At 61.9% G+C, this 19,066-nt stretch carries 16 protein-coding genes; 9 read left to right on the top strand and 7 right to left on the bottom strand.

All coding sequences use genetic code 11. From position 1 onward, the window contains the following. Window positions 1–50: 50 nt before the first annotated feature. The gene (locus ACW5W7_RS05865; RefSeq protein WP_349918382.1) at window positions 51–407 is read right to left on the bottom strand and encodes a DMT family protein; all 357 of its coding nucleotides are present in this window, start codon (window positions 405–407) and stop codon (window positions 51–53) included. 113 nt (window positions 408–520) lie between these two features. On the opposite strand from ACW5W7_RS05865, the gene ACW5W7_RS05860 reads away from it, so the two are divergent. The 3 genes from ACW5W7_RS05860 (at window position 521) to ACW5W7_RS05850 (ending at window position 3,131) form a co-directional block, all read left to right on the top strand. Then, window positions 521–1,270, top strand: a complete 750-nt coding sequence (locus ACW5W7_RS05860) for a substrate-binding periplasmic protein (protein WP_456501085.1) — start codon at window positions 521–523, stop codon at window positions 1,268–1,270. A gap of 81 nt (window positions 1,271–1,351) precedes the next feature. Further along, window positions 1,352–2,359, top strand: coding sequence for a vitamin B12 ABC transporter permease BtuC (gene btuC / locus ACW5W7_RS05855; RefSeq protein WP_456501084.1), 1,008 nt, complete (start codon window positions 1,352–1,354; stop codon window positions 2,357–2,359). Beyond that, on the top strand, window positions 2,346–3,131 hold the full coding sequence (locus ACW5W7_RS05850) for an ATP-binding cassette domain-containing protein (RefSeq protein WP_456501083.1): 786 nt from the start codon (window positions 2,346–2,348) through the stop codon (window positions 3,129–3,131). The genes btuC and ACW5W7_RS05850 overlap by 14 nt, the downstream gene beginning before the upstream one ends. 150 nt (window positions 3,132–3,281) lie before the next feature. On the opposite strand, the gene ACW5W7_RS05845 is transcribed toward ACW5W7_RS05850, so the two are convergent. Further along, a complete protein-coding gene (locus tag ACW5W7_RS05845; protein ID WP_456501082.1) occupies window positions 3,282–4,346 on the bottom strand; it encodes a 3-deoxy-7-phosphoheptulonate synthase in 1,065 nt (354 codons plus the stop codon). Between the two features lie 164 nt (window positions 4,347–4,510). Here ACW5W7_RS05845 and ACW5W7_RS05840 point away from each other — a divergent pair, with 164 nt between their 5' ends. Beyond that, on the top strand, window positions 4,511–4,891 hold the full coding sequence (locus ACW5W7_RS05840; protein WP_349918373.1) for a diacylglycerol kinase: 381 nt from the start codon (window positions 4,511–4,513) through the stop codon (window positions 4,889–4,891). A gap of 194 nt (window positions 4,892–5,085) precedes the next feature. Here ACW5W7_RS05840 and serA read toward each other — a convergent pair whose 3' ends face one another. The 4 genes from serA to ACW5W7_RS05820 form a co-directional block, all read right to left on the bottom strand. Next, complete coding sequence (serA, locus tag ACW5W7_RS05835) at window positions 5,086–6,318, bottom strand: phosphoglycerate dehydrogenase (protein ID WP_349918371.1); 1,233 nt, start codon at window positions 6,316–6,318, stop codon at window positions 5,086–5,088. A gap of 291 nt (window positions 6,319–6,609) precedes the next feature. Further along, window positions 6,610–7,263: a ribose-5-phosphate isomerase RpiA gene (gene rpiA, locus ACW5W7_RS05830; RefSeq protein WP_434662929.1), complete on the bottom strand. Its 654-nt coding sequence runs from the start codon at window positions 7,261–7,263 to the stop codon at window positions 6,610–6,612. A gap of 181 nt (window positions 7,264–7,444) precedes the next feature. Beyond that, window positions 7,445–8,068, bottom strand: a complete 624-nt coding sequence (locus ACW5W7_RS05825; protein ID WP_456501081.1) for a 5-formyltetrahydrofolate cyclo-ligase — start codon at window positions 8,066–8,068, stop codon at window positions 7,445–7,447. Between the two features lie 143 nt (window positions 8,069–8,211). Further along, window positions 8,212–9,558, bottom strand: coding sequence for a Na+/H+ antiporter NhaC family protein (locus ACW5W7_RS05820; RefSeq protein ID WP_349918365.1), 1,347 nt, complete (start codon window positions 9,556–9,558; stop codon window positions 8,212–8,214). 321 nt (window positions 9,559–9,879) lie between these two features. Here ACW5W7_RS05820 and dapB point away from each other — a divergent pair, with 321 nt between their 5' ends. Further along, window positions 9,880–10,692, top strand: a complete 813-nt coding sequence (gene dapB / locus ACW5W7_RS05815) for a 4-hydroxy-tetrahydrodipicolinate reductase (RefSeq protein WP_349918364.1) — start codon at window positions 9,880–9,882, stop codon at window positions 10,690–10,692. Between the two features lie 158 nt (window positions 10,693–10,850). Here dapB and ACW5W7_RS05810 read toward each other — a convergent pair whose 3' ends face one another. Next, a complete protein-coding gene (locus tag ACW5W7_RS05810; protein ID WP_456501080.1) occupies window positions 10,851–10,997 on the bottom strand; it encodes a hypothetical protein in 147 nt (48 codons plus the stop codon). 343 nt (window positions 10,998–11,340) lie between these two features. On the opposite strand from ACW5W7_RS05810, the gene carA reads away from it, so the two are divergent. The 4 genes from carA (at window position 11,341) to ACW5W7_RS05790 (ending at window position 18,970) form a co-directional block, all read left to right on the top strand. Beyond that, a complete protein-coding gene (carA, locus tag ACW5W7_RS05805) occupies window positions 11,341–12,477 on the top strand; it encodes a glutamine-hydrolyzing carbamoyl-phosphate synthase small subunit (protein WP_456501079.1) in 1,137 nt (378 codons plus the stop codon). A 16-nt stretch (window positions 12,478–12,493) separates the two neighbouring features. Further along, window positions 12,494–15,718: a carbamoyl-phosphate synthase large subunit gene (gene carB, locus ACW5W7_RS05800; RefSeq protein ID WP_456501078.1), complete on the top strand. Its 3,225-nt coding sequence runs from the start codon at window positions 12,494–12,496 to the stop codon at window positions 15,716–15,718. Window positions 15,719–16,204: 486 nt separating this feature from the next. Next, a complete protein-coding gene (leuA, locus tag ACW5W7_RS05795; protein ID WP_456501077.1) occupies window positions 16,205–17,863 on the top strand; it encodes a 2-isopropylmalate synthase in 1,659 nt (552 codons plus the stop codon). Window positions 17,864–18,064: 201 nt separating this feature from the next. After that, window positions 18,065–18,970, top strand: a complete 906-nt coding sequence (locus ACW5W7_RS05790) for a GGDEF domain-containing protein (protein ID WP_456501076.1) — start codon at window positions 18,065–18,067, stop codon at window positions 18,968–18,970. Window positions 18,971–19,066 lie beyond the last annotated feature (96 nt).

The following is a 19,066-nucleotide window of genomic DNA, read 5'->3' as shown; positions in this document are numbered from 1 at the left end:
GGCCTCTTGCTCAAAGGGATGCGGTGGGGACTGTGGTTGAGTGTACAGGCTCAGATGCCGGTGAGTTTCTCGCGAAACACAAAAAATACCGCGCCGAGGATGCAGAGGCCGGCCCAGAGGTAGTCCCATTTCAGGTCTTCTTTCAGATAGAAGATGGAGAAGGGAACGAACACGGTGAGGGTGATCACCTCCTGCAGGATCTTGAGCTGACCGACCGACAACACGGTGTGGCCGATGCGGTTGGCGGGCACCTGCAACAGATACTCAAACAGGGCGATGCCCCAGCTGACCAGCGCAGCGATGATCCAGGGCTTGTGGTTCATGCTCTTGAGATGGGCATACCAGGCGAAGGTCATGAAGACGTTGCTGCAGATGAGCAGGCCTATGCTGGTGATGATAGGGTTCATTAGGTTCTCCTTTGAAATCAAGCGCATTTTATCTCGACTCCATGGGTTTCCATAAGTGGGGCTTGAGGGTATTTTTAGCGCACAAGGATGAATACAACAGAAGGCTGAGATGGATGGGCAAGACAAGCTGGGGAGTGCTTGGTCTGCTGGTTGCCTGCATGGCGCCAGTGGCCATGGCGGCCAGCGGCGCGCCGACCCTGACGGTGGCGACGGATGTGTGGCCCCCTTTTCGCATGCTGGCGCAGGATGGGCACTTTTATGGGCTGGATATCGATATCCTGCGCCGGCTGCAGGCCCGCAGCGGTGTCAGCCTCACGCTCAAGCGGGTGCCCTGGGGGCGCGCCCTCAAGCAGATGCAGACCGGCCAGACGGACCTGATGATAGGGCTGGCCCACACCCCTGAGCGGGCGGCCTTCATCGATTACCTGCAACCGGCCTACTATCAGTGCCGCCCCGCCTTCTACGGCAAGACCGGGGCCGTGGCCGGCATCCGGCAGTACGAGGATCTGCGTGGGCGCGAGGTGGGCTATGTCCTCAATTCTGCCTACTTTGATCCCTTCGATGACGACCCCGAGATCGACAAGCACGGCGTACCGACCGAATCCCAGTTGCAACGCATGGTGGAACGCGGCCACCTGCCGCTGATGATAGGTACCGACTGCCAGGTGGATTACGCCCTGAGCAAGCGCAACGCCGGCGCCCTCCTCAAGGCGGACTATCAGCCGCCGTCCCCGGTGGTGCTTTACCTCGGGATCAGCAAGCGTTCACCCCATCATGATCTGGCCCCGGCCCTGGTGAAGGCCCTCAAGGAGATGGTGACCAGCGGCGAGATAGAGACCCTGGCCAAGCCTTACCACCCTTGACCTCGGGTGGTCAGGCGCTGGTATCATGCACCCTTGCTGGCGGCCCGCTTTGGGTCGCATCTCTCTCATCGGGGATCCCGCTTGTATCTCGCTCTCATCCATCGCCAGCAGCGCTGGCAGCGTTATTGGCTGCTTGCCCTGCTGCTGCTCACCTTGCTGCTGTTCGTGTTCTCCCTCGCCTGGGGGGAGTTTGTGCTGCTGCCCTGGCACCCCATGAGCGAGCTGGAGCAGCGCATCCTGCTGGACTTGCGCCTGCCGCGCGCCCTGCTTGCCCTGCTGGCGGGGGCGGCGCTCGCCTGTGGCGGCGCCGTGCTGCAGGTGATGCTGCACAACCCGGTGGCGGAGCCCGGCCTGCTCGGCGTCTCGAGCGGGGCAGGGCTTGCCGCCATGACAGCCATGGCGGTGGCCCGCTCCCTCGGGGTCTATCTGCCGGGTTGGGGCTTGTCCCTTGCCGCCTTCGGTGGCGCCCTGCTGGTGACCATGATGCTGATCCGGCTAGCCCGCCGCGCCCGCCTCGGCCACACCCGCTTGCTGTTGTTCGGGGTCGCCATCGGGATCCTCACCAATGCCGCCATAACCTGGCTGATGTATTTCGCCGATGACGCCTCCTTGCGGGAATTCATGTTCTGGATGATGGGCAGCCTCTCCTATGGCAGCCAGCAGCTCGGCTGGTGGTGGCTGGTGCTGCCGCTGACCCTCGGCTGGCTCTGCCTGCAGGGGCGGGCCTTGCAACAGTTGTTGCTGGGGGAGACCCAGGCTCGCCTGATGGGGCTGGACGTGGACAGGGTGCGGGTGCAACTGGTGCTGGCGGTCTGCCTGCTCACCGGCCTCGCGGTGGCCCTGTGCGGGGTCATCGGTTTCGTCGGCCTGGTGGTGCCCCATCTGCTGCGGCTGTGTGGCGGCAGCGATCAGCGCTTTCTGCTGCCAGCCTCGGCCCTCGGTGGCGGGGCCCTGCTGCTCGGGGCCGATCTCATCGCCCGCTCCGCCCTCGATGCCGGCGAGCTGCCCATCGGGGTCATCACCGCCTCGGTGGGGGCGCCGCTCTTTATCTACCTGCTGTTGAGGCAAGATGCCGATGTCGCCCGTTAACGCTTTTGCTGCGTCCTCACCCGTGCTGGCGGCCCGCGCCGTGGCCATTCCCGCGCGGCTGGCCCCGCTGGAGCTGGCGTGGCAGGGGGGGCAACTGGTGGCCCTGCTCGGCCCCAATGGCAGCGGCAAGTCGACCCTGCTCGGCGCCCTGGCCGGGCTCCTGCCTTCGCAGGGGAATGTGCTGCTCGAGGGACAGTCCATCTTGGACATGAGCTGGCCGGAGCTGGCCAGGCAGCGCGCCATGCTGCCACAGCGTCAACCCCAGCTGTTTCATATTCCGGTGTTTCAGGTGCTGAGCCTGGGGCTGGATGAGGCGACCGAGCCCGATGCCCGCAACCAGGCGGTGCTCGCCCTGTGCCGCGAACTCGAACTCGATGCCCTGCTGGCGCGGGATTTCAGCCGCCTCTCCGGCGGTGAGCAACAGCGAGTGCTGATCGCCCGTACCCTGCTGCAGATCTGGCCCGGGCTCAACCCGGCAGGCAGGGTGCTGTTGCTGGACGAGCCCCTGGCGGGACTGGATCTGCATCACCAGCTGGCCCTGTTGCGGCTGCTCCAGCGCCTCTCCCGGCAGGGGCTGCTGGTGGTGATCGCCATTCATGACATCAACCTGGCCATCGACTGGGCGGATCGGATCCTCTGCCTGCAGCAGGGGGCGCTGGTGGCCGAGGGGGGCGTCGATATTATCGATGAGGCACTGCTGGCACGGGTGTTCCAGATAAAGACGGATCGCATCGAGGCAGATGGCCGGGTCTGGTTCAGACCGAGCCTGTAAACACCTCGCCCCTTATCCCCTTTCTTTAAATAAGCGGGAAAAGGGCGCCGTTACGTCGGCCGAATGAGCGCTCCTGTTGATCACTCGCCACAAGACGAAAGGGCCAGACACCTGCGGTGTCTGGCCCTTTGCATGGCGTGTTTCGGCGAGTTAGCCCGCTTGCTTGTCCAGCCGTACCTGGGCGGCCTCGGCCAGCATGGCCAGCAGGGTCTCGGTATCGTTCCACGACAGGCAGGCATCGGTGATGCTCTGGCCGAAGGTGGCGGCGCAGCCGTTCTCCACGTCCTGACGCCCTTCCACCAGGAAGCTCTCGGCCATGATGCCGGCGATGCCGGTACGGCCGCGGCGCAGTTGATCGCAGATGTCCTGGGCCACCAGCAGTTGGCGGCGGTGATCCTTCATGCTGTTGCCGTGGCTGAAATCCACCACCAGCCGCTCGGGCAGGCCCACGTCGGCCAGCGCCTCGCACGCCTCATCGACACTGGCGGTGTCGTAGTTCGGCCGATGGCCGCCGCGCAGGATCACGTGACCGAAGGGGTTGCCGGCGGTGCGGTAGATGGTCATCTTGCCGTCCTTGTCCGGGGAGTAGAAGATGTGGCTGTGGCGGGCGGCGCGCACCGCATCGATGGCGATGCGGGTGTTGCCGTCGGTGCCGTTCTTGAAGCCGACCGGACAGGAGAGGGCGGAGGCCATCTCGCGGTGAACCTGAGATTCTGTGGTGCGCGCGCCGATGGCGCCCCAGGTGATGAGATCGCTGATGTACTGGCCGGTCACCATGTCGAGGAACTCGGTGGCGGTGGGCATGCCGAGGGCGTTGATGTCCACCAGCAGTTTGCGAGCGAGTTTCAGCCCCTCGTTGACGTCGAAGCTGCCATCCAGGCGCGGATCGTTGATGAGCCCCTTCCAGCCGACGATGGTGCGCGGCTTCTCGAAGTAGGTGCGCATGACGATGCACAGGCTCTGCTTGTATTGCTCGCGCAAGGCGTTGAGGCGCTGGGCATATTCGTGGGCGGCGACGGGATCGTGGATGGAGCAGGGGCCGACGATGACCAGCAGGCGCTGATCCTCACCGGCGAGAATGGCTTCCACCTCCCGGCGGGCGTCCAGCAGGTTCTGGGCGATCTGGTCGTTGATGGGGAAGGCGTGCGCCAGCTCGCTCGGAGTGATCAGGGACTCCAGGCGGCGGGTGCGCAATTCATCGGTGTGAATGGACATACGACTCAATTCTCGAATAGGTGGTGTGGACCGCCATGGGCAGGCCCTGATAAATGCAGTGCCGAAAAGGCAGAGGGATAAAATAAAGCAAAAACCCCCTGATGGAAACCATCGCGCCTCTGCTAGGATGTGAGCCCAAAAGCCATTTCAATGAGGTAGTTATCGTGGCAAAGCCAGGCGCGACCGGGTTAACCCGTATCATCAACGCAACCGGTTACAGCATGAAGGGGCTCAAATCAGCCTGGATCAACGAGGCCGCCTTCCGTCAGGAGCTGGTGCTGGTGCTGCTGTTGATGCCGCTGGCCTGCTGGCTCGGGGACTCCCTCAATCAGGTGCTGCTGCTCATCGTCATCAGCTGGCTGGTGGTGATCGTCGAGGTGCTCAACTCCGCCATCGAAGCGGTGGTGGACCGCGTCGGCTCCGAGCATCACGAGCTCTCCGGCCGCGCCAAGGATCTCGGCTCCGCCGCCGTTTTTATCGCGCTGGCCCTCAACGCCCTGGTCTGGGGCGCGCTGATTGGCCGCAACCTGCTCGGCTGGTGGTAGTTAAGGCCCGATTTTCTATTACGTTTTCACCTCTCACGCCAGGAATAGAGCAGGGTGAGGGGCGTCCCTTTTTCCCCTCATCCCCAACCCTTCTCCCGCGAGGGGAGAAGGGAGCTAACAGGGATTAGGCCCTGCGGCATAAAAAAAGCCCGTCATCAGACGGGCTTTTTTGCTTTGGGAAAGAGAGCAAGGCATCAGTGCAGGATCCGGGCACGGATGGTGCCGCCGATCTCCTTGAGCTTGGTCAGTGCCTTCTCGCTGTGCTCCGTCTCCACGTCGATCACCACATAGCCAATCTCGCTGCTGGTCTGCAGGTATTGACCGGCGATGTTGATCCCTTCGTCGGCGAAGATCTGGTTGATCTGGTTCATGACGCCGGGCTGGTTGCGGTGGATGTGCAGCAGGCGGCTGGAGCCCTTGTGGCCGGGCAGGGAGACCTCCGGGAAGTTGACGGCGGAGAGGGTGGATCCGTTGTCGGAGTATTTCACCAGCTTGTTCGCCACTTCCAGCCCGATGTTCTCCTGCGCCTCTTGGGTGGAGCCGCCGATGTGGGGGGTCAGGATGACGTTGTCCAGACCGCGCAGCGGCGTCAGGAACTCCTCGTCGTTGGACTTGGGCTCGACGGGGAAGACGTCGATGGCGGCGCCACTGAGGTGGCCGCTCTTGATGGCTTCCGCCAGGGCCTCGATGTCCACGACGGTCCCGCGGGAGGCGTTGATGAAGACGGCGCCCGGTTTCATCATGCGCAGCTGCTCGGCACCGATGAGATCCTTGGTGGAGGCGGTTTCCGGCACGTGCAGGCTGATGACGTCAGACATGTTGAGCAGTTCCACCAGGTTCGGCACCTGGATGGCGTTGCCGAGGGAGAGCTTGTTCTCGATGTCGTAGTAGTAGACCTTCATGCCGATCATCTCGGCGATGATGCCAAGCTGGGTGCCGATGTGGCCGTAGCCGATGATGCCGAGCTTCTTGCCACGGGCTTCGACGGAGCGGTTGGCGAGCTTCTCCCAGACGCCGCGATGGCACTTGGCATTCTTCTCGGGAATGCCGCGCAGCAGCAGCAGGATCTCCCCCAGCACCAGCTCGGCGACGGAGCGGGTATTGGAGAAGGGGGCGTTGAACACCGGAATGCCGCGGACATGGGCGGCGTCGAGGGCGACCTGGTTGGTACCGATGCAGAAGCAGCCGATGGCCACCAGCTTGTTGGCGGCGTCCAGCACCTTCTCGGTGAGCTGGGTGCGTGAGCGCAGGCCCACGAAATGCACGTCGCGAATGCGCTCGATCAGATCCTCTTCCGACAGCGAGGTCTTGAGGTACTCCACGTTGCTATAACCGGCAGCCCGGAAGGTCTCCACCGTGTTGGGATGGACTCCCTCCAGCAGCAACACCTTGATTTTATCCTTGTCCAGCGAATACTTGGCTGTCATGACGATCCCTCTGTTTTATATATGTGTGCGAAAAACGGTGCAGGTACGCGATGTGAAGAAAACCGTAAATTAGCAAAAACAGCGAGGAGAGGGAATATTTGTGACGAAAGTCAAATTCTTTGAAGTTTTCAACGATAGTTGTAGCTGAGACTATGTCGTTTGTCGAGCCAGAAACAGCAACGGCGCCCGAGGAGGCGCCGTTGCTGTTTCTGCGGCAGAGGGGCCTTGGACGGGCCGCTCACCGCTGGCAGGGCGGCTTGGTTGGTGACCACGCCGACCATGGCAGATGCCTTATTGGGTAACGACCCCATCGGGAGTGCCGATCAGCACGACGTCTGCACCACGGTGGGCGAACAGACCATTGGTGACCACGCCCACGATGGCGTTGAGCTGCACTTCCAGCCCCTTGGCATCGGTGATGGCCATGCCCTTGACGTCGAGGATGTGGTTGCCGTTGTCGGTCACCACCCCTTCACGCCACACCGGGTTGCCACCGAGCTTCTTGATCTCGCGGGCCACGTATTCGCGGGCCATGGGGATCACTTCCACCGGCAGCGGGAAGGTGCCGAGCACCGGGACCGTCTTGGTGTTGTCGATGATGCAGATGAACTTGTCGGCCACGGCGGCGACGATCTTCTCGCGGGTCAGAGCGGCGCCACCGCCCTTGATCATGTCGCGGCTGGCGTTGATCTCGTCGGCGCCATCCACGTAGACGGAGAGGGCATCGATCTCGTTGAGATCAAACACGGGGATACCGAAGCCCTTGAGGCGCTCGGTGGAGGCGACGGAGCTGGAGACCGCGCCCTTGATCTCATCCTTCATGGTCGCCAGTGCGTCGATGAAGTGATTGACGGTAGAGCCGGTGCCGACCCCGACGATGGTGCCGGGAACCACGTACTTGAGCGCAGCCCAACCGGCCGCCTTCTTCATTTCATCTTGAGTCATGATGGATCCTTATGGAAAAAGCGGCGGCATTATATCCAAGCAATCCCTCGAGAGCGACCGCAGGGCGCATGTTTTGGCCCAAAAAGCCCCAAGATGTAAATCGTTTGCCTGTTTATTGGTCATGAGGCCAGGTGGCAGTCAAACATGTCGTCATTCAATCCGTTGGCAGCGTACTTGACTGTCAGGCTGGATGGGATTGGGAGAAGTGCCATAGGCGGGCCGGGGTGAGGATCTGCGGCAGGGGCACGTCCCACTGCTCCTGCGGCACGCTGTCTACCTGCTGGCAGTCGTGGGCGAGGCCGAGCGGCAGGGGGCCAAGCCTGTGTTCATGCCAGCTGGCGAGGGTGCGATCGTAATACCCCCCTCCCATGCCGAGCCGGTTGCCTGTGGCATCGAAGGCCACCAAGGGGGTGCAGATGATGTCCAGCATGCTGTGGGGCACCACCTGCGACATGTCGAGCTCGGGCTCGGGGATGCCGAAGCGGTTGCGGATCATGGGGCTGGTGGCGGTGTAGCGCTGGAACAGTAGATGCCCCGGAGTGAAGGGGTGCAGTACCGGCAGGTAGACCTCTTTTTGTTGGGCCCAGAGCCAGTGAATGGCGGGCAGGGGATTGAGCTCCCCGTCGTTGGCCAGGTAGAGAGCGATACGCCTGGCTGCCAGGATCTCGGGGTGCTCCTTGAAGCGGACCACCAGTTGCTCTGCCGCCGCCTGCTGCTCGTCCTGACTCAGGTTCTTTCTGCGCTGGCGGATGAGCTGGCGCAGGGAGTGACGTGCATCGGGGTGTTCAGGCTGACGATCCGGCATGGGGGCTCCTTAAGGATGAAGAGGGTGGGCAGAAGGGCGGGATTACCATAACAAGGGCATGGAGGGATGAAAAGCGGCCCGACCCCGCGTCAGGATTGGTGAAGGGCGCAGACCAAAGGTCTGGCCCTTCACGCGGAGGGGGCTTAGGCGACCTGGCGGTTGCCGGCGGCGCTGCTCGTCTGATGCTTGATAAACACTGCAACGATGGCCGCCAGCGCCAGGGCCATCGGGTAGAAGCTCATGCTCACGACCGCGAGTGGCGACAGCGCGAAGATGGAGCCGAGCAGCAGGGCCTGGGCACCCCAGGGGATCAGCCCCTGCACCACGCAGGAGAAGATATCCAGCATGGAGGCGGCGCGGCGCGGGGTGACCCCGTGCTGCTCGGCCAGATCCCGTGCCACCTTGCTGGCGACGATGATGGCGACCGTGTTGTTGGCGGTGCACAGGTTGGTGAGACCTACCACCCCGGCGATGCCAAGCTCGGCCGCCTTCTCGTTCTGCTCCCCCTCATGGGCCCGGGTGAAGCGGGCGATGAGGGCGGCGATGCGGGCGCTGATCCAGGCAAGGCCCCCCTGGCGCTCCATCAGGGCGCCGAGGCCGCCGATGAGCATGGAGAGCAGGAAGATCTCCTGCATGCTGGTGAAGCCCTGATAGATGTCCTTGCTGAACTGGCCGATGGGGTAACCCCCTACCAGACCCACGCCGCCGGCGGCCAGGATGCCGATCCCCAGCACCACGAACACATTCACCCCGGCCAGTGCCAGCCCCAGGATCAGCAGATAGGGCATCACCTTGAGCAGGTCGGCGCTGGCGGCGGAGGCGGGGACATCCCCGGTGGAACCCAGCAGCAGATAGAGCAGGATCACCAGCACGGCGGCGGGGGCGGCAATCTTGACGTTCTCGCGGAACTTGTCCTTCATCTCGCAGCCCTGGCTGCGGGTCGCGGCTATGGTGGTGTCGGAGATGATGGAGAGGTTGTCCCCAAACATGGCGCCGGAGAGTATGGTGCCTGCCATCAGCACGGGGCTGATGCCGGTGGCATGGGCCACGCCGAGGGCCACCGGCGCCACGGCGCCTATGGTGCCCATGGAGGTGCCCATGGCAGTGGCAATAAAGGCAGAGATAAGGAAGAGGCCCGGCAGCAGACACCAGCCCGGGATGAGGGAGAGGCCGAGCGCGACCGTGGCATCGACTCCGCCGGTGGCCTTGGCCACGGTGGCGAAGGCGCCCGCCAGCAGATAGATGAGGCACATGGCCATGATGTTGCTGTCACCGACCCCCTTGAAGAAGGTCTCGAGGTTTTTGTTGAATCCCTCCCGGCCCAGCATCAGCGCCAGCATGACGGCGGGCAGGGCGGCGACGGGGGCGGGCAGCTGATAGAAGGCAAACTCGACCCCCTGCAGGGTCAGCCAGGTGCCGGTACCGATGAAGAGAGCAAGAAAGACCAGCAGGGGCAGCAAGGCCCTGGCACTGGGTTGGGTCTGGATCATGTGTTCCTCGAAACTTGAACAATGACCTCCTGTCGCGGCCTGCGTGAGTCCGAAGCATGTCGGGCACAGGGTGGGCATCCTGCCGCTATGGGGGGCCTACAGTAGTGGGAGCGGGAGGCGGGGTCAAGATAGACGTCCAGATGGATAATATTTTCTATCTTGTGATTTCGAATGGATGATTAATTCCACTTAAAATTCGGTGATTTGTTTTGTTTGTTGTTTTTATGTCGGGCGCTGACTGGCGTCCACGGCGAGCTTTTCAAAGCGGACGCAGGCTGGTAAAACGGTCATCTTTCCATAAAAACAGATGAGAGGGTGGAGATGGACAATCCGATCCGTGTGGCCGTGATGGGCTGTAATGGTCGTATGGGCAAGGTGCTGCTGGAGGCCATTACCAATGCCGAGGGCGTGGTGGTCGGAGCGGCGCTGGAGCGACCGGGCTCTGCCGTGATAGGTCTGGATGCCGGCGAGTTGAACGGCCTTGGCAAACTGGGAGTGCTGATCAGCGACAGCCTGGACAAGGTACGTGATGAGTTCGATCTCATCATCGACTTCACCCGTCCCGAGGTGACCCTGGCCAACCTGGCATTCGCCAAGGCCCACGGCAAACAGATGGTTATCGGCACCACCGGTTTTGATGAGGCGGGCAAGGCTGCCTTGCACCAGGCCGCCAGCCAGATAGGCATCGTCTTCGCCTCCAACTACTCGGTGGGGGTCAACCTGGTGTTCAAGCTGCTGGAGCAGGCCGCCAAGGTGATGGGGGATTACACCGACATCGAGATCATCGAGGGGCACCACAGACACAAGGTGGATGCGCCGTCAGGCACCGCGCTCTCCATGGGGGAGGTAGTGGCCAGGACGCTCGGACGTGACTTGAAAGAGTGCGCCGTCTACGGTCGCGAGGGGATCACCGGTGAGCGGGATCGCAACACCATCGGCTTTGCCACCATACGTGCCGGCGATCTGGTGGGGGAGCACACCGTCATGTTTGCCGACATCGGCGAGCGGGTGGAGATCAGCCACAAGGCGTCCAGCCGCTTGACCTTCGCCAATGGTGCCGTGCGGGCAGGCAAGTGGCTGAAAGATCAGGGCGCCGGTCTCTACGACATGCAGGATGTCCTCAATCTGAAATAAGGCTGTCCAGACTTGCCATCCGTCAGAAGAGAAACCCCGGTACGCCGGGGTTTTTTACATTAGTTGCCTAAACAAGGCTTAGTCATCATTTTTTGTCTGAACTGCCATAAAATCAACACCTCCCCGAATTCCCCCCGCTCTGCATTGCGAAAATGTCATCAAAGGGTAACGGGAATGAGCCTCAATGATCCCGCTTGCCCCATTTTCTTAACCGTCATCAAAGAGACTAAAAATTCAATCACATAAAAACGTTTTCCTTTGTTGGTTGAAAGTTTTTTATCAGAAAATGGCATTGATTGGCTCATGTTTGTTTTTTTGTAAAATCATAACCATATGTAATTAATGAAATAAATATCAATTTGTGTATGAGTGGTGGCTTTCTTCCTGCCTTTTGCGTCAGCTTTTTGATTTTCTTTTGGGGGAGGGGGTTGCAAAGCGGGTTAGTGCATAGATAATGGGTAATATTGCTTTTTTATTGAATTTAGATGCATTTCAGGTGAGAAAAGACGTTGAAATGCGATCGTTTTTAAGTAGAATGCGCCCAATTTGCCAGAAATCTGCCGGGTCAGAGCCCTGTTTCAAACAGCGTAAAGACCCGCAACACCCAGGTAAATTGCTGAATTTAAAGCTAAATAACTGGAGGTTGTCTTGAATCACACTGCATTGCTAGTGCTGGAAGATGGAACTGTGTTCAAAGGCGTGTCGATAGGCGCCGAGGGATGTTCCGTTGGTGAAGTGGTTTTCAATACGTCGATGACGGGCTATCAGGAAATCCTCACCGATCCCTCTTACTCCCGTCAGATAGTCACCCTCACTTACCCCCATATAGGCAACACCGGCACCAACAGCGAAGATGAAGAGTCCAGTCAAATCCACGCACAAGGATTGATCATCCGGGACCTTCCGATACTTGCCTCCAATTTCCGCAATCAGCAATCCCTCTCCGATTACCTCAAGTCTCAAAACATCGTTGGCATCGCCGACATCGACACCCGCAAACTGACCCGCATCCTGCGCGAGAAAGGCGCCCAGGCCGGTTGCATCCTGGCGGGCAAGCAGGTGGATGAGGCGTATGCACTCGAACAGGCCCGCGCCTTCCCCGGTTTGAAGGGGATGGATCTGGCAAAAGAAGTGACCGTCAGCGAGTCCTACAGCTGGACTGAAGGGAGCTGGGAACTTGGCAAGGGCCATGTCATCCCGGCTGCCGATGAGCTCAAGTACCACGTGGTGGCCTATGACTTTGGCGTCAAGCGCAACATCCTGCGCATGCTGGTGGATCGTGGCTGCCGTCTGACCGTGGTGCCGGCCAAGACCCCGGCCGCCGAGGTGCTGGCGCTCAACCCCGATGGCATCTTCCTCTCCAACGGCCCCGGTGACCCCGAGCCGTGCGACTACGCCATCGAGGCCATCAAGGCGTTTCTCAATACCAACACCCCGGTGTTCGGCATCTGCCTCGGTCACCAGTTGCTGGGGCTGGCCTCCGGCGCCAAGACCCTGAAGATGAAGTTCGGTCATCACGGTGCCAACCACCCGGTGAAGAGCCTCGATGACAACACCGTCATGATCACCGCCCAGAACCATGGTTTTGCGGTGGACGAGGAGAGCCTGCCGGATTGCCTGCGCGCGACCCACGTCTCCCTGTTCGACGGCTCCCTGCAAGGCATCCACCGCACCGACCGTCCAGCCTTCAGCTTCCAGGGTCACCCGGAGGCGAGCCCGGGCCCCCACGATTGTGCCGGTCTCTTTGACCACTTTATTGAATTGATCAAGCAGTATCGCGCTTAAGAGGAAAAGAGAAGCCATGCCAAAACGTAACGACCTACAGAGCATCCTGATCCTCGGCGCCGGCCCCATCGTCATCGGTCAGGCCTGCGAATTCGACTACTCCGGCGCCCAGGCCTGCAAGGCCCTGCGCGAGGAGGGGTACCGTGTCATCCTGGTGAACTCCAACCCGGCCACCATCATGACCGACCCGGAGATGGCCGATGCCACTTATATAGAGCCCATCACCTGGGAAGTGGTACGCGAGATCATCAAGAAAGAGCGCCCGGACGCCATCCTGCCCACCATGGGCGGCCAGACTGCGCTGAACTGCGCCCTGGCGCTGGAGAAGCACGGGGTGCTGGCGGAGTTCGGCGTCGAAATGATCGGTGCCACGGCGGACGCCATCGACAAGGCCGAGGATCGCTCCCGCTTTGACAAGGCCATGCGCAGCATCGGCCTCGAGTGCCCGCGCGCCGGCATCGCCCACAACATGGAAGAGGCCTGGGGTGTGCAGCAGATGGTGGGCTTCCCCTGCATCATCCGTCCCTCCTTCACCATGGGCGGCTCCGGTGGCGGTATCGCCTACAACACCGAAGAGTTCGTCGAGATTTGTGAACGCGGCCTGGATCTCTCCCCCACCAAGGAGCTGCTCATCGATGAGTCGCTGATTGGCTGGAAAGAGTATGAGATGGAGGTGGTGCGGGACCGCAACGACAACTGTATCATCGTCTGCGCCATCGAAAACTTCGACCCCATGGGCATCCACACCGGTGACTCCATCACGGTGGCGCCTGCCCAGACGCTGACCGACAAGGAATACCAGATCATGCGCAACGCCTCCATGGCGGTACTGCGCGAGATCGGTGTCGAGACCGGTGGCTCCAACGTCCAGTTCGGCATCAACCCGAAAGATGGCCGCATGGTCATCATCGAGATGAACCCGCGGGTCTCTCGCTCCTCCGCGCTCGCCTCCAAGGCGACCGGTTTCCCCATCGCCAAGATCGCCGCCAAGCTTGCCATCGGTTACACCCTGGACGAGCTGATGAACGACATCACCGGCGGTCGCACCCCGGCCTCCTTCGAACCGGCCATCGACTACGTGGTCACCAAGGTGCCGCGCTTCAACTTCGAGAAATTTGCCGGCGCCAACGACCGTCTCACCACCCAGATGAAGTCGGTGGGTGAAGTGATGGCCATCGGCCGCAACTTCCAGGAGTCCCTGCACAAGGCCCTGCGCAGCCTCGAAACCGGCAAGACCGGCTTCGACCCCATGGTGGACTTGAACGCCCCCGATTCCCTGACCCGTATCCGTCACGAGCTGCAAGACGCGGGTTGTGACCGGATCTGGTACATCGCCGATGCGTTCCGCGCCGGTCTCTCCATGGAAGGGGTGTTCAAGCTGACCAAGATTGACCCCTGGTTCCTGGTGCAGATTGAAGAGCTCATCAAGCTGGAAGAGCAGGTCAAAGAACGTGGCATGGCTGGCCTCGACGCCGACTTCCTGCGTACCTTGAAGCGCAAGGGCTTCGCCGACGCGCGTCTGGCCAAGATCCTCGGCGTGGCCGAGGGCGAGCTGCGCAAGCTGCGCGCCCGCCACAATATCTTCCCGGTCTACAAGCGGGTCGACACCTGCGCCGCCGAGTTCGCCACCAACACTGCCTACATGTACTCCAGCTATGACGAGGAGTGCGAGGCGGCCCCGAGCAATCGCGACAAGATCATGATCATCGGCGGCGGCCCGAACCGCATCGGTCAGGGTATCGAGTTCGACTACTGCTGTGTGCACGCGGCCCTGGCCCTGCGCGAAGACGGTTACGAGACCATCATGGTCAACTGCAACCCGGAGACCGTCTCCACCGATTACGACACCTCTGATCGCCTCTACTTCGAGCCGGTGACCCTGGAAGACGTGCTGGAAATCGTGCGGGTCGAAAACCCCAAGGGCGTCATCGTCCAGTACGGCGGCCAGACTCCGCTCAAACTGGCCCGCGCCCTGGAGGCAAACGGTGTGCCGGTCATCGGTACCAGCCCGGATGCCATCGACCGCGCCGAAGACCGCGAGCGCTTCCAGTCCGCCGTCGAGCGTCTGGCGCTCAAGCAGCCGGAAAACGGCACGGTTACTGCGCTGGAGCAGGCGGTGCAGGTTGCGGCCCGCATCACCTATCCCCTGGTGGTTCGCCCCTCCTACGTGCTGGGTGGCCGCGCCATGGAGATCGTCTATGACGAGCAGGACCTGCGCCGCTACTTCGCCGAGGCCGTGAGCGTTTCCAACGAATCGCCGGTACTGCTGGACAGATTCCTGGACGACGCCACCGAAGTGGACGTTGACGCCATCTGCGACGGCGTGGATGTGGTCATCGGTGGCATCATGGAGCACATCGAGCAGGCCGGTATCCACTCCGGTGACTCCGCCTGCTCCCTGCCGCCCTACACCCTGTCCAAGGCCATCCAGGACGAGATGCGCGAGCAGGTTCGCAAACTGGCGCTGGAACTCGGCGTGGTGGGTCTGATGAACGTGCAGTTTGCGGTCAAGGACAACGAGATCTACCTCATCGAGGTGAACCCCCGCGCCGCCCGGACCGTGCCCTTCGTCTCCAAGGCGACCGGCGCGCCGCTGGCCAAGATTGCCGCCCGGGTGATGGCCGGTCAGAGCCTGAAAGAACAGGGCTTCACCTCCGAAATCATTCCGCCCTATTACTCGGTGAAGGAAGTGGTACTGCCGTTCGCCAAGTTCCCGGGTGTGGATCCGCTGCTGGGGCCGGAGATGCGCTCCACCGGTGAGGTCATGGGGGTGGGCAGCAGCTTCGCCGAAGCCTACGCCAAGGCCCAGCTGGGTGCCGGTCACCAGGTGCCGAGCGAAGGGCGCGCCCTGCTCTCCGTGCGCCACGGCGACAAGGAGCGGGTGGTGAACCTGGCGGCCAAGTTGCTGGAGCTGGGCTATGAGCTGGACGCCACCCACGGCACCGCCGTGACCCTGGGGGAGGCGAGCATCAACCCGCGTCTGGTGAACAAGGTGCATGAAGGGCGCCCGCACATTCTGGATCGCATCAAGAATGGCGAGTACACCTACATCGTCAACACCGCCGAGGGGCGCCAGGCCATCGAGGATTCCAAGCAGCTGCGCCGCGGCGCCCTGCAGCACAAGGTGGCTTACACCACCACGCTGCACGCGGCCTTCGCCACCTGCATGGCCATCAGCGTCGATGCCACCGCCAATGTGAACTCGGTGCAGGAGCTGCACCACAAGGTGAACAACCGCTAAGGCACCCATGGCAAGGGCCGGGGACCTCGGCTCCTGTACTATTCAAAACCCCGCCAGCGATGGCGGGGTTTTTGTTTACCCAATCCTGTGTGAAGAGATCGGCGCTGGCTGAGGTGAAACAAGCTCATAAATCTTCATATTTAGAGGAGTTGTTGCGCTCATCCAGTCTCTAATCGCCATCTTCGCAATCTTTCACCGCGTCTGCTTCCCTATACTGGTTTCTCATCACCAAGGTCATCCGCGTCTGCAGGTGCCGCTGTCGCAAGACAACGCATAGGCAGTGCGAGAGGATCAGGGTCAGCGGCTTACCCAGCCACGCTGGCCGGCTCCTCCTTATCAGGCGGGGCCCATGGAAACCGGTGGTGGGGTCATCGTCCCACCCCCTGTCAGGGCCAGCGTTACCGCGCCAACCCGCTCCCCCTGCTTGCACTGCCCCTCAGCCGCTTCCCGTGACCCCTTTATGGCCCCAGCCAAGGAAAGACGAATATGAGCTTCGATCACCGTAAATACCGCCGCTCCCCCGTGATCAATCTGGCGGATCGCCAATGGCCCAACCGGGTGATGGAACGGGCGCCGCTCTGGTGCGCGGTGGACTTGCGTGATGGCAACCAGGCGCTGGTCGAGCCCATGACGGTGGCCCAGAAGCTGCAGATGTGGGCCCTGATGGTGCACATCGGCTTCAAGCATATCGAGGTGGGCTTCCCCGCCGCCTCCCAGCCGGATTTTGACTTCGTGCGCGAGCTTATCGAGCGGGATCTCATCCCCGAGGATGTGACCATCCAGGTGTTGGTGCAGGCCCGGGAAGATCTCATCGCCCGCACCTTCGAATCCCTCAAGGGGGCCAAGCGGGCCATTGTTCACGTCTACAACTCGGTCAATCCGACCCAGCGCAACTATGTGTTCAACTCGGGCCGGGAAGGGGTCAAGGCCATCGCCGTCCAGGGGGCGCGCTGGGTGCGCGACTATGCGGCGAAGAACCCAGGTACCGAGTGGAGTTTTCAATACTCCCCCGAGAGTTTCAGCAGCACCGAGGTGGAGTTCGCGGTGGAGGTGTGTGACGCCGTCATCGACGAGTGGCGCCCAGCCGCCCGCCCCATGATCCTCAACCTGCCGGCGACGGTGGAGGTGAGCACTCCCAACGTGTTTGCGGATCAGGTGGAGTGGTTCTGCCGCCACCTGAAGGCACGCCCCGAGGTGAGCATCTCCATCCATACCCACAACGATCGGGGCTGCGGGGTGGCCGCCGCCGAGCTGGCGGTACTGGCAGGGGCGGATCGCATCGAAGGCACCCTGCTTGGCAACGGCGAGCGCACCGGCAACATGGACATCGTCACCATGGCCATGAACCTCTACAGCCAGGGCATAGACCCGGAGCTGGACTTGTCTGACATGGACGCCATCGTCGCTACCGTCGGGGCCTGCACCCAGATTGCACTGCACCCGCGCCACCCCTATGCGGGGGAGCTGGTCTACACCGCGTTTTCCGGCAGCCATCAGGACGCCATCCGCAAGTCCCTGGCGGCGCCCAAACCCGACGCTTACTGGGACGTGGCCTATCTGCCCATCGATCCTGCCGATCTCGGCCGCAGCTACGAGGCGGTGATCCGCATCAACAGCCAGTCCGGCAAGGGCGGGGTGACCTATCTGCTGGAGCGGGATCTCGGTCTGCAACTGCCGCGCTGGCTGCAGATCGACTTCAGCCGCCGGGTCCAGGCGCAGGCCGAAGCGAGCAGCAGCGAAATCAGCCCTGAGCAGATCCGCGCCCTGTTCGAGCAGCACTATCTCGACCCCGTCCATGGCTATCGCATCGGTCGCTTCCAGCTGGGGCACGACAATCAGGAGAACCTGCGCCTCGAACTGCAGACGCCGGATGGCAGCGTGCAGCTGAGTGGCGAGGGGGAGGGGGCCATCACGGCACTGGTCAACGGCTGGGAGCGTCATACCGGGATGCACATCGACGTGCTCGATTACTCGGAGCATGCCCTCAGTGCCGGTACCGAGTCCCGCGCTGCCGCCTATGTGCTGCTCAGCATCGATGGCGTGCGCCACTGTGGTGTCGCCGTGGGGCGCGACGTGGTCAACGCCTCCCTGCAGGCGGTGATCAACGGTGCGGCGCAGCATCAGGCTCTGCGCCAGAGCGCCTGACCGTTCATTGCGGGCCAGTGCGGCCCGTATTTGTTCCTCGGCAATCCCCTGACCTTTGTGGTGAGGGGATTGTTTTTTATGGAAAATCTGGTTCACAATACGAGCATTGAACGGCCTGGACTGCACCATGGCGGCCTGTTGCCCGCCCGTGCTGGCAAACACCCGGCTGTCGCGGGCTAGCGATGCCTTGGAGCCAGAGAGATGCTAAAGACTCCCCTTAAATTATCCATACACCCAAGCCGCTTTTCGTCTCTCTCCCGTGGCCGCCGCATCGCTCTCATGCTGCTGCCCTGCCTGCTGCTGTTGACGGCGGGATGGGATGGACTCTCTTTTGCTCTGCTGCCCCAGCACCACCTCTATACCATCGGGGGCATGGCCGAGATCATCAATGTCTTGACCTTGCTATTCATGTTCTGGGTCGTGCAATGTGCCACCCTCTCCCGACGCTCCTATCTCTACCTCTCCAGCGGCCTCTATCTGTGGCTCGTCTCGGGCGCCATCGACGTGATGGACGAGGTCTACTTCCAGCCCTGGTGGCTCTCGCGGGTGGAGGATTGCCTGCGCTCTCTGGGGATGCTGGCGACGGCATGGGGAGTCTTGCTGATGGTCAAACAGATGTACGACACCCAGGTGCGGCTGGCTTCGCTCGCCATGTCCGACGAGCTGACCGGTCTGTCCAATCGCCGTTCTTTCAGTGCCGTGCTCGACTCCCAGATGGAGACGGGCACCCCGCTGCTGTTGCTGGATCTGGATCATTTCAAGCAGGTCAATGACCGCCATGGTCACGGCACGGGTGACAATGTGCTGCGGGAGTTCAGCGCCTTGCTGCGTCAGCACTGTCCGGCGGAAGGGATCGTCGCGCGGCTCGGGGGAGAGGAGTTTGCCATCTGGTTGCCGGGGCTCGCCATCGGCAAGGGAGGCGAGCTCGCCGAGCAGATCCGGGCCGCAACGGAGCGTCTGGTCATGACGGACGGGATCAGGGTGACGGTGAGCGTGGCGGTCGGCATTTGCCTCGAAGGGGAGAACGCGGAAGCCCTGGTCAAGCGGACCGATCTCGCCCTCTATCGGGCCAAGCATCTGGGTCGCAACCGGGTTGAACTGGCCTGAACAAGCGGCGTTCTGCGGTGCTCATCCCCACGGGGTCGCATGAATGCGCGCCTTCTGATCCTTTTCCCAATCCACTACAATGACCGCCTGTTTGCG

Source organism: Aeromonas intestinalis (genome assembly GCF_054052485.1).
This window is presented reverse-complemented; position numbering and strand designations above follow the sequence as displayed.

Bases quoted from the DNA above. Each gene is read 5' to 3' on its own strand.
- ACW5W7_RS05865 (WP_349918382.1), bottom strand. From the start codon at position 407: ATGAACCCTATCATCACCAGCATAGGCCTGCTCATCTGCAGCAACGTC.
- ACW5W7_RS05860 (WP_456501085.1), top strand. From the start codon at position 521: ATGGGCAAGACAAGCTGGGGAGTGCTTGGTCTGCTGGTTGCCTGCATG.
- ACW5W7_RS05850 (WP_456501083.1), top strand. From the start codon at position 2,346: ATGTCGCCCGTTAACGCTTTTGCTGCGTCCTCACCCGTGCTGGCGGCC.
- ACW5W7_RS05845 (WP_456501082.1), bottom strand. From the start codon at position 4,346: ATGTCCATTCACACCGATGAATTGCGCACCCGCCGCCTGGAGTCCCTG.
- serA (WP_349918371.1), bottom strand. From the start codon at position 6,318: ATGACAGCCAAGTATTCGCTGGACAAGGATAAAATCAAGGTGTTGCTG.
- rpiA (WP_434662929.1), bottom strand. From the start codon at position 7,263: ATGACTCAAGATGAAATGAAGAAGGCGGCCGGTTGGGCTGCGCTCAAG.
- ACW5W7_RS05825 (WP_456501081.1), bottom strand. From the start codon at position 8,068: ATGCCGGATCGTCAGCCTGAACACCCCGATGCACGTCACTCCCTGCGC.
- ACW5W7_RS05820 (WP_349918365.1), bottom strand. From the start codon at position 9,558: ATGATCCAGACCCAACCCAGTGCCAGGGCCTTGCTGCCCCTGCTGGTC.
- dapB (WP_349918364.1), top strand. From the start codon at position 9,880: ATGGACAATCCGATCCGTGTGGCCGTGATGGGCTGTAATGGTCGTATG.
- ACW5W7_RS05810 (WP_456501080.1), bottom strand. From the start codon at position 10,997: ATGAGCCAATCAATGCCATTTTCTGATAAAAAACTTTCAACCAACAAA.
- carB (WP_456501078.1), top strand. From the start codon at position 12,494: ATGCCAAAACGTAACGACCTACAGAGCATCCTGATCCTCGGCGCCGGC.
- leuA (WP_456501077.1), top strand. From the start codon at position 16,205: ATGAGCTTCGATCACCGTAAATACCGCCGCTCCCCCGTGATCAATCTG.
- ACW5W7_RS05790 (WP_456501076.1), top strand. From the start codon at position 18,065: ATGCTAAAGACTCCCCTTAAATTATCCATACACCCAAGCCGCTTTTCG.